This window comes from Ornithinibacillus bavariensis, assembly GCF_050433565.1.
In the GTDB taxonomy this organism is placed as follows: domain Bacteria; phylum Bacillota; class Bacilli; order Bacillales; family Amphibacillaceae; genus Ornithinibacillus; species Ornithinibacillus bavariensis.
In genome coordinates this window covers 1-10,212 of sequence record NZ_JBNPWZ010000020.1, presented here as the reverse complement: position 1 = coordinate 10,212, position 10,212 = coordinate 1, and the positions used below count along the sequence as shown (strand labels likewise).

7 protein-coding genes are annotated in these 10,212 nt (G+C 34.7%); 4 read left to right on the top strand and 3 right to left on the bottom strand.

Annotated features, from left to right (window positions below; genetic code table 11):
- Positions 1–308: 308 nt before the first annotated feature.
- Positions 309–2,033 (top strand): methyl-accepting chemotaxis protein, encoded by a 1,725-nt coding sequence (locus tag HNR27_RS17905; RefSeq protein ID WP_429340695.1) that lies wholly within the window; start codon positions 309–311, stop codon positions 2,031–2,033.
- A 372-nt stretch (positions 2,034–2,405) separates the two neighbouring features.
- Positions 2,406–3,977, top strand: a complete 1,572-nt coding sequence (gene abc-f, locus HNR27_RS17900) for a ribosomal protection-like ABC-F family protein (RefSeq protein WP_429340694.1) — start codon at positions 2,406–2,408, stop codon at positions 3,975–3,977.
- Between the two features lie 263 nt (positions 3,978–4,240).
- On the opposite strand, the gene HNR27_RS17895 is transcribed toward abc-f, so the two are convergent.
- Positions 4,241–4,375 (bottom strand): hypothetical protein, encoded by a 135-nt coding sequence (locus tag HNR27_RS17895; protein ID WP_429340693.1) that lies wholly within the window; start codon positions 4,373–4,375, stop codon positions 4,241–4,243.
- A gap of 15 nt (positions 4,376–4,390) precedes the next feature.
- On the bottom strand, positions 4,391–5,653 hold the full coding sequence (locus HNR27_RS17890) for a helix-turn-helix domain-containing protein (protein WP_429340692.1): 1,263 nt from the start codon (positions 5,651–5,653) through the stop codon (positions 4,391–4,393).
- Between the two features lie 231 nt (positions 5,654–5,884).
- On the opposite strand from HNR27_RS17890, the gene dacB reads away from it, so the two are divergent.
- On the top strand, positions 5,885–7,279 hold the full coding sequence (gene dacB / locus HNR27_RS17885; RefSeq protein WP_429340691.1) for a D-alanyl-D-alanine carboxypeptidase/D-alanyl-D-alanine endopeptidase: 1,395 nt from the start codon (positions 5,885–5,887) through the stop codon (positions 7,277–7,279).
- An 18-nt stretch (positions 7,280–7,297) separates the two neighbouring features.
- Here dacB and HNR27_RS17880 read toward each other — a convergent pair whose 3' ends face one another.
- Entirely contained in the window at positions 7,298–7,774 is a 477-nt protein-coding gene (locus HNR27_RS17880) for an SRPBCC family protein (protein ID WP_429340690.1), read from the bottom strand.
- Between the two features lie 161 nt (positions 7,775–7,935).
- On the opposite strand from HNR27_RS17880, the gene HNR27_RS17875 reads away from it, so the two are divergent.
- Positions 7,936–10,092 carry a DNA topoisomerase gene (locus tag HNR27_RS17875; protein ID WP_429340689.1) on the top strand — a complete coding sequence of 719 codons (2,157 nt, stop codon included), beginning with the start codon at positions 7,936–7,938 and terminating at the stop codon, positions 10,090–10,092.
- Positions 10,093–10,212 lie beyond the last annotated feature (120 nt).

The following is a 10,212-nucleotide window of genomic DNA, read 5'->3' as shown; positions in this document are numbered from 1 at the left end:
CGGTCAATTCAAAAAGCCCCTTTAGGGGCCACGTTGGTAAAGTGCCCTTATAGGGCGAAACTAAAACCGCCCGTTTTACGGGCGGATAATTATTCGGAAATAGTATAGGTGAACCGCCGATTTCATCTTACGGAAAGCAAATGTACATTTCTTTCCGTTAAATTATAATACAATTGACAATACTTGTGAGATTTGTTGTATTTTGACGAATCATCAATTATGATTGATGATGTGGACAATACACAAATTCAGCAATTGTAAAAACGGAAAAAACATTACTTTTAGCTATATATATTCGGGGGATTAATATGCTTAGAAAAATTAAATTGAAAAAGTCTTCTTTCCGAAACCTCAGAATCGGAATAAAGTATGGTGTTGTGCTAGCTGTAATCATATTATTATTTATCGGTTCATCACTTCTCGTGACGAACTCCATCAATAAAGTTGGTAGGGGTATTGATGATTTAGAAACGAAGAGTGATATTGCAATGAGCATGTCAGAGATGGGTTCATTAACACGTAACATGAGTATCTATATTACGTCTTATTTACAAAAACAGGATCCAAAATATGTCGATGCTTTCAAAGAAAACCAGGTGCAATATAATGAATTATCGAGTAAAGTTCGGACTAATCTTCATTCCGAAGAACAAAAAAGGATTTTTGAACAGATTACATCAAATAATCAAGAAGTATACCGACAGTTTACAAATTACATCGTATCTGCAATAGAGAATGGTAATGTGAGCACAGCTGAATCCTATGTTGCTGAGTCCGATGAACTAAGAGAAGAGACGATAACTCTACTCAATCAATTAGTAAATGAAGTAAATATCGACCAGGAAAATGCAATAAATCATGCAAGAGAAAATCAAAAGCAAACATATAGGATTCAAACTGTCTTTATTTCAATATCCATTGTTATTGGTGTTACTTTACTTTTACTAATCAGTATTCCAATCTCAAGAAATCTGAAAAAGGTTGTTCACATAAGCAATCAAATTGCAGAGGGGAATCTTTCAGTTTCTGATTTAAATGTTAAGAGTTCTGATGAAATCGGAGAACTTTCCTTAGCGATTGGTAAGATGAGTGATTCACTAAAAAACATGATTCAACAAGTATCTAGTGTCTCGGGAACTGTTACAAGTCAAAGTGAAGAATTAACACATGGAGCCAATGAGGTACGCTTGGGAGCTGAACAGGTTGCTTCAACGATGCAGGAATTAGCTGCAGGATCTGAAAAACAGGCTGATAGTGCCAGTAATTTATCCAATACGATGCAAGGATTTTCAAAACGAGTAGTAGAAGCAAATGAAAATGGAGAACAGATTCATCAGGCTTCAACAGTTGTACTGGATTTATCCAAACAAGGCAGTCAGTTGATGCATGCATCAATAAAGCAAATGACTCAGATTAATGGTATAATGCAGGATGCCGTCAACAAGGTTCAAGGACTGGCGGAAAACTCTAGAGCAATTACAAAGCTTGTATCTGTTATTCGAGACATCGCTGATCAAACAAATCTCTTGGCATTAAATGCTGCTATTGAAGCTGCAAGAGCTGGTGAACATGGAAAAGGATTTGCGGTCGTAGCAGATGAAGTAAGAAAATTATCTGAGCAAGTAGGATTATCGGTTTCCGATATTTCTGCGATAGTACATACCATTCAAACTGAAACAAGTACTGTCACGGAATCCTTAGAAATGGGTTATCAAGAGGTTCAGCGGGGTACAAAACAGATTCATACAACGAATGAAACATTTGATCAAATCAAAAAAGCTATTACAGAAATGACCGGCAACATCCAAATCGTAAAAGATAACCTTCTGGAAATTTCTGGAACGACACAGATAATGGGATTATCTATTGAAGAAATCGCAGCTATTTCAGAGGAATCTGCTGCAGGAATTGAGCAAACGTCAGCTTCCTCTCAACAAACAAGTAGCTCTATGGAAGAAATGGTAAGGAGCTCGGAAGATTTAGCTAAACTAGCAGAAGAATTAAATGCACTTGTACAGCAATTTAAGTTATAAATCGGAATAGGATAGTACGATTAGGTATTATCCTTTTCTTATTGACTTAGAGAATAAATTAGCATATAGTTAACGTAATAAAGACGGAAAGGGTGTTTTTTGGGCAGATGATTAATTAATCCTATTTTCAAATCGTAAATCGAATCATTGCATAAAAAGAAGAGCAAGGTGCTCTTTTATTTGGTATGTTTTTTGAAAAACAATACCCAATTATATTTGCAATTTCTCGGGACACGAAGAATAGGATTAACATCTGGACAGATATTCCCCATTTTAAAATACGGGTGTATTATATGTTTATTTGTTTTTATTTGCTTCCTATTTCTTCGTGAATTAGGGGCTTTTTTTATTTGAGAAAAATGGGGTGATTGCATGCTTTTATTGGAAGCCCAGCATATTTTATATGAAGTAGAAGGCAAGGAAATATTAAATGTCGAAAATTTAAAAATTCAAAAAGGTGATTGTATCGGAGTGGTTGGTAAAAATGGTAGTGGAAAGACCTCATTAGTTCATATCTTGACTGGAAAAATAGATAGTTATTCAGGAACTGTACTTACGGAAGTGGCAGTTCAGCTTCTACCACAATTAAAACCAATGGTTGGCGTGCGTAGTGGCGGAGAGATTACTCAACAGTATATTAATGATGCATTAGCAACAAAGGCAGATATCTTATTTACTGATGAGCCAACCACAAATTTAGATAGGGAACATATTGAAACATTAGAAAATCAATTAAAGCGCTGGAATGGTTCAGTAGTGATAGTTTCACATGACCGAGCTTTTTTAGATAGTCTATGCAATAAAATTTGGGAAGTAAAAGATAGTAGGGTCACAGAATATAAAGGTAATTATACAGATTATCGAGACCAAAAAGAGATGGAAATTAAGAAACAGGACGATGATTATAAGAATTATATTTCCAAGAAACAGCACCTAGAGCGTGCTTTAGAACTGAAAAAGAAAAAGGCAGCAAGAGCGACCAAATCTCCCAAAAGAAAAGGAGATTCTGAAGCTAATTTGTCTGGTGCTAAACCCTACTTTGCAAAAAAACAGAAAAAGTTAGAAACTACAGCGAATGCGATTAAAACTCGATTAGAAAAGCTAGAAAAGGTAGAAAAGGTGAAAACAGATCCACCATTAAATATGAGTGTTATCAATGAAGAAATATTGGGGAATAAGCCCATTATTCGTGTAAAGGAAGTAGAAGGGCGAGTTGGTAATAGGATTTTGTGGAAAACGAAACCTTTTCAAATTCATGCTGGAGATAAAGTAGCGATAATTGGAAACAATGGAGTAGGAAAGACAACATTTATCAAGAAGTTAATGTCTGGTGAAAAAGGAATCGAGGTATCACCGTCCGTAAAGATGGGTTACTTTAGTCAAAATCTTGATATTTTAAATTTAAAGGAAAGTATCCTTGAAAATGTCACCAAGTTTTCTTCCCAGGAGTTGTCTTTGGTAAGGACTGTTTTAGCACGATTACATTTTTTCAGAGATGATGTTTATAAACCCATTGAGGTTCTAAGCGGTGGTGAACGAGTAAAGGTAGCGTTTGCGAAAATATTTTTGAGTGATATTAATACAATCATATTAGATGAACCAACCAACTATTTAGACATTGCTGCTGTAGAGGCGCTGGAAACCTTGTTAAATGAATATAGGGGAACTATAGTATTTGTATCGCATGATAGGAGGTTTATCCATCAAGTTGCGAGGAAAATAATAAGTATTGAAAAGCAAAAAATGGAACTGTTTAATGGAGATTATAAATCGTATCTAGAATACGAACCGAAAAAAATAGATGAGTCAAAACAAGAGTTAATGATCATTGAGACAAAGCTTTCCGATGTCTTGAGCAGATTAAGTATTAGTCCCACTCCAGAATTAGAGGAAGAGTTTCAAAAGCTATTGAAGGAGAAGAGGAAATTACAAGAAGAGTTGTAGAAGTCTACAACTCTTCTCTTTTTACCACTATTACTATATCGAACGTAAAATGATGGACGGGAAAGTATAAAACCAAATTTGATTTGGATTAATTCATTTTTGTTCCCGTGAATCTGTTTAGATGTATTATTCTCCTCGACATCTTAAAGTTGAGTTATTCATAAAGAAAAGTGAAGCGGGGATAAGTAAGGCCATTTTTCTATATAAGCCAATACCTGCTTACTATGGAGATACTTGGAGAATGAATTTGGTGAGAGCCTTCATTACTTTTTAATAAAAGGATCTGGTTCTTCAACATTAGCAAAATCAGACTCTTGATATGCTAAAAAACCACTCAAAGAAATGCTGGAAAGCATTATAGCTAAAGAAAATAAGCCATAAATCCAATAGCGTTTCATTGTTTTCACCCCCTTTCAAAAATAAGAGTTTATATTATCAAGCGCTTTATAGTATATTGCTGCTTGTTTGTATTTTCGGTTGTCAAAATAATATTTAGCAAGAAGTTTAGTATAATTTGCTTCCTCATATACTAATTGCTTTTCGTGGTAAAACGGTATAATGTGTTTTGTAATTAATGATTCAAATGAATTATTTATTCCGTTGATTAAGTGTTCATAGACTTTAAATTCGTAAACATGGATAGATTGTGAGGGATCTATCGATTTACTCAACTCTAATCCTAATTCCATCCAAGTTTTAGCATTTTCTAAATCTCCAATCTTATAATATTCATTCATTAAACTGGAAATAGGAATCAACTTTTTTTCAATTGATAGATTTTTTCTTAATTCATAGCTTTTTAAATAGTGGTTGATCGATTCAAATGATTCACCAATTGAAGACAATAGCTTCCCCATATTTTGATAGCATAATACTAAAATGCCATTATCATCAATCTTATGGGCAATCTTTATAGCAAAACCGTAACTCTCTTTTGCTTTATCAATATTGTTAATTCTCCTATAAGAAATCCCTAATAATATTTGACATTTCGCACATCTTCTTAACTCATATTTCCCCTGATAATACTCCAATGCACGTAAAGTATAGAGCAGACATAAATGTGTTTGTCTTATTTTGCTAGCTGAGCTTCCAATTAAATAGTAGAGATTATGAATATCCTCTGCCTTATGAAAAATATCGGAGTGGATATATCTTTCAGCATTTTGAAAGAAATCTAATGCTTTTTTGTATTCCATCTGTGAGTAGTGATAGCATCCTAGAAATTTTAGATAATAGTACATTTCATTTTCAGAGAATTTTTTTGAGCTTTTTTGTAAAGATACAATAACATTTTCTGCCTCTTTATAATCTTTAATCAGAACGAAGTAATAGAGCTTGTGAATGTCAACTAAAGTAGTTAGCTTTTTATCATAGCCATTTATTAAATTGTTTTTTATTTTATTGTATAGCCGTATGGATTCATCGATGTTTACTCGTAATAGATGATGAAACCAACGAATTATCGATTGATCTGTAACAGCATTCGTAGAATCTAGTGCGTTCATATTTAGCCTTTCACCTAATAAACCAATGATTTCCTCTGGAGGTTCAGCTGTTCCGTTTTCTATTTTTGATAAATAAGAAACAGAGATTATTCCATTTGCTAATTCTGCCTGGGTCATATTGGCTCTTAATCGATTAAATTTAATAGCTTGTCCTAAATCTATTCCCACTTTTCTCACCTCTCTGGGTTTCATTATAAATAAAAGCAAGGTAAAATACTATATAATAAAGGGAATATTCAACAAAATGGAAATATTAACTAAATATCGATTGGAATTGGTGAAAAACAGGAAATATTTCCTGGTGTTTCCTCGAGATGGTGTTTTTATTTCAATTCACGTCCATTAAATTTCTTAATAAACTATAGTTTTTGAAAAAAATTTAATAAGGAGCTGTGAAAAATGAGAGAAGTTTGGAGAAAATTAGAGGAGGCATTTCAAGCAGATCCAAAGCTAAAAGGGGCATTAACGGGAATAAGCATACGCAGTAGTCAGACAGGAGAATTACTATATGAGCACCTCGGAGATATTCGTTTACATCCTGCGTCCAATATGAAAATATTTACTTGTGCAGTTGGCTTGGCTGTCTTGGGAGAGGATTATAGGTTTAAAACAGAGCTTTGGACGGATGGTGAAGTAAGCAATGGGAGACTTTTTGGTAATGTTTACTTAAGAGGAATGGGAGACCCTACCTTATTACAGAGTGATATCGATTTTTTCGGGGAATGTCTCGCTGAGCAGGGGATATGTCACATTGAAGGCAACATTATTGGGGATGATTCATGGTATGATGATGTACGGCTATCACAAGATTTAAATTGGAATGATGAACATTTTTATTATGGATCACAGGTCTCAGCGTTAACAGTGTCTCCAAACGAAGATTATGATTCAGGCACAGTTAAGCTTACAATAACTCCAAATACAACTGCTGGAGAAAAACCTAGTATCTCTTTAACTCCAAAAACTGAATACATACAACTAATTAATCGGGCAGTCACGATAGCAGGATCAACTATGGAAGAACATGAAATAACAGTAATACGTGGGCATGGCAATAATATCGTTACAGTCAGTGGTACTATCCCAATTCAATCCGAACCGATAGATGAATGGGTAGCGGTATGGGAACCTACTAACTATGTGTTAGAGTTATTTGGGAATGCCTTAAAGCGACTTAATATTAGCTGGTCAGGAGAGCTAATGGTAGGTAAAACACAAGAAACCGCAACACTTCTTCACACGCGGTTATCCATACCTCTAAAAGAATTGTCTATTCCTTTTATGAAGCTTAGTAATAATGGGCATGGAGAGATCATTGTAAAAGAGTTGGGAAGAGTTGTGAATGGAGAAGGAAGTTGGGACAGTGGTCTTGACGTCTTGATTACTAATTTACAAAAATATGGTGTTGATACATCCAGTATGGTCATTCGTGATGGATCAGGAATTTCTCATGTGACGTTAATCCCTCCAAATGAGATTTCGAAGTTCCTATTTCGGATACAAAATGAAAAATGGTTTTCTCATTTTTATCGTTCTCTTCCTGTTGCTGGTGCTGAGAAAAGAATGGTCGGCGGTACTTTACGAGAGCGAATGGAAGGATTACAAGTATATGCAAAGACAGGTACTATTATGGGTGTTAGTACACTTTCTGGCTATCTTATAATAGATGAAGAGGAAACATTAATCTTTTCAATAATGCTAAACAATCTATTAGATGAAGAAGATGGTCCAGAAATTATTGATAGATTACTTGAGATTATTGTTGAAGAAAAAAGCAAAACAATCCTTTCTTGATTGTTTTGCTTTTTTTCTTTAGGAAAGCTTACTTAAGGCATCACTATATTTCTCAAACCAAAATTCCCAGATTTTCATTCGGTCTTCAATCTCTTGATGATTGAGAATAGAAGTAATGACATCTAAACAGACATGCCAACCTGCCAAATCCTTTGGTGTGTGAGGAGTGAGCTTATTTATGGTCTCCTTTAAGAGTAGTTGACATGCCATATCCACTTCCTTTAATTCGAAACGTACAAGATCATCTCCCCAAGTAAATTCTAATACAGTATGGTCGATATAATCTGTGATAGTCATTTTTTCGAAAGTGCCATTTCCCAAATTAAAGCTGAAGTATCCGCCTTTTTCAAGATCTACTACTCGCAGTTCATCAAACCATAGTGCTAATTTTTCATTTGTTGTAAGCATAGCCCATACGTCCTCTAAAGGGGAATTGATATGTCTATGAAAGGTAGCTATATGGTGATTGGAGTGTTTTTCAATTTTTGCAAGCACATTTCCACCATCCTTTTCTGGAATTCTTATCCTTGATTTAGTCTGTAAGAATAAACTATTTATAGTATAATAGATGCACCCACGTTTTACGAACCTCTTATAAAATCTGTGTTAATGTACCTCTTACAATTTTCAAACGCAAAGAAAGTAGGTGTTCCCCCTTGAAGTTAATACTAGCGGAAAAACCATCCGTAGCAAAGAATATTGCGGATGCACTTGGGATTAGAACGAAGAAAGACGGGTATTTTGAAGGGAATGGTTACCTTATATCCTGGGCTTTCGGACATTTATTACAGCTATATGATGCAAAAGACTATGATAGTAAGATGGCTAGCTGGAAAATGGATAATTTTCCTTTTATACCGGAGAAGTTTGAGTATAAAGTGAAAAGTAGTCCGAGAAATAAACAGTGGGCAGATCAAGGAGCAAAGAAACAATTACAAATTATTCATTCACTAATGAAGCGGGTGGATGTAGAAAGTATCATTTCTGCTTGTGACTATGATCGAGAAGGGCAGTTAATTGGCGATAGTATTATTTACCGGGCCAAACCGAATAAACCAATTTATAGGCTATTATTAAATGAATGGACAAAGGACGAGGTGCTTCGTGGTTTAGCTATGCTTAGACCTAACGAAGAATTACGACCACTTCAGGATGCTGGTGTTAGTAGACAATGGGCTGATTGGGTAATAGGTATCAATTTAACCTCTGTTGCAACGTTGAAGTATCAAAAAGGAAAAGGAAAAGCACTAAATATAGGCCGTGTGTTACTGCCTACATTAAAAATTATCTATGATCGAGATAAAGAAATAGAGGATTTTGTACCAGAGGATTATTTTAAGCTGACGGCAATTTTTCAGGCCAAGAATGGTAAATATGAAGGTACATATGTTGTGAACAAAGAGGAAAAATTTAAACAGAAAGAAGTATTAGAAAAGGTTCTAGAATCAATTCAAGAAAAGCAAGGGGAAATTATTGAAAAGAAAATTGAAACTAAAAAAGAATTTCCTCCATTTTTATTTAACTTATCTAATCTACAAGGGCATATTACTAGTAAATATAAGGGATGGACATCAGATAAGGTTCTGAAGGTTGCACAGTCTTTATATGAGAAAAAATATATTACTTATCCACGTACATCTAGTACAGCACTTGAAGAAAGTTTAGTAGGGAAGACAGCAAAGGTTTTGTCAACATTAAAAGAGGATTTACCATATCAAGATGAAGTAAAGTTTATGAAAACTAAGCGTGTCTTTAATAATGCTAAGGTAGAAAGCCATAGTGCAATTATTCCTACCTATGTAAAGCCGAAGCGTTTAACAGCAGATGAACAAATAGTTTATAATGCCATTAAAAATCGGTTCGTTATGCAGTTTATGCCGATTGCAGAATATGAGGAAACTAGATTAACTACTAAAATCTTGGATGTGGATTTACTAGGTGTATTTGAATCAAAGGGTAGAGTGCAGCTAGTTGAAGGCTGGAAAAAGGTCGAAAGTGTTGCTTCAAAAGACAAGTTATTACCAAGAATAGAAGAAAATGAAATTGTTCAGCTGGTCGATTCTGATGTGACAAAACATATAACGAAGCCACCAAAAGCACATACAGAGAAAACCTTGCTTCGTGTCATGGAGACTTGTGGAAAGAGTTTTAAAGAGGAAGATAACGAAGAAATGGTTGGCAGTATATTAACGGGTTTTAGTATTGGTACTCCAGCAACACGGGCAGAGACCATCAAGAAACTAAAGGATGTAGGCTATATAGCCGCACAAGGTAAAAGTTTGACCTGTACGGAATTAGGGAAGAAGCTTGTTGAAACTTTTCCGGTAAAATCCCTATTTGACTTAGAATTTACTGGTAGATTAGAAAAGACATTGTCAGATATACAAAAAGGAACGGTTAATAAGCAACGATTTTTAAACATTATTTTTGATTTTACTAAGGAGTCAGTAGCAACGATTAAAAAAGACCAAGAAATTACGATACATGAAGTAACAGGAACTCGTTCCAAGGGTAGGTACGAAGTTCTTGGTACTTGCCCAAATTGTGGTGGTAATATTGTGGAAGGGGCAAAAGGATTTGGCTGTAGCAATTGGAAAAAAGGCTGTAAATTTGCTATTTGGAAAAATGATAAATATCTAGGAGCTTTGAAGAAAAAGCCAACGAAAACAATGGTGAAGAGCATACTTCAACATAAAAAAGCATATGTAAAGGGGCTAACTAGTAAACAAGGTAAAAAGTTTAATGCTTATCTAAGCTACGAGAAAAACGTTAATAATGACTATTATTCATGGAAGATGGAATTTGAAAAATAGAAATGAGAGGGATATCTCCCTCTCATTTTTTATTAATGCTTTTAAAACCACAGGCTCTGCCTGTGTGAAAATAAACCTTCTAGGGATGTAACAAAAGAATCTCCAATCGTATAATAGAGA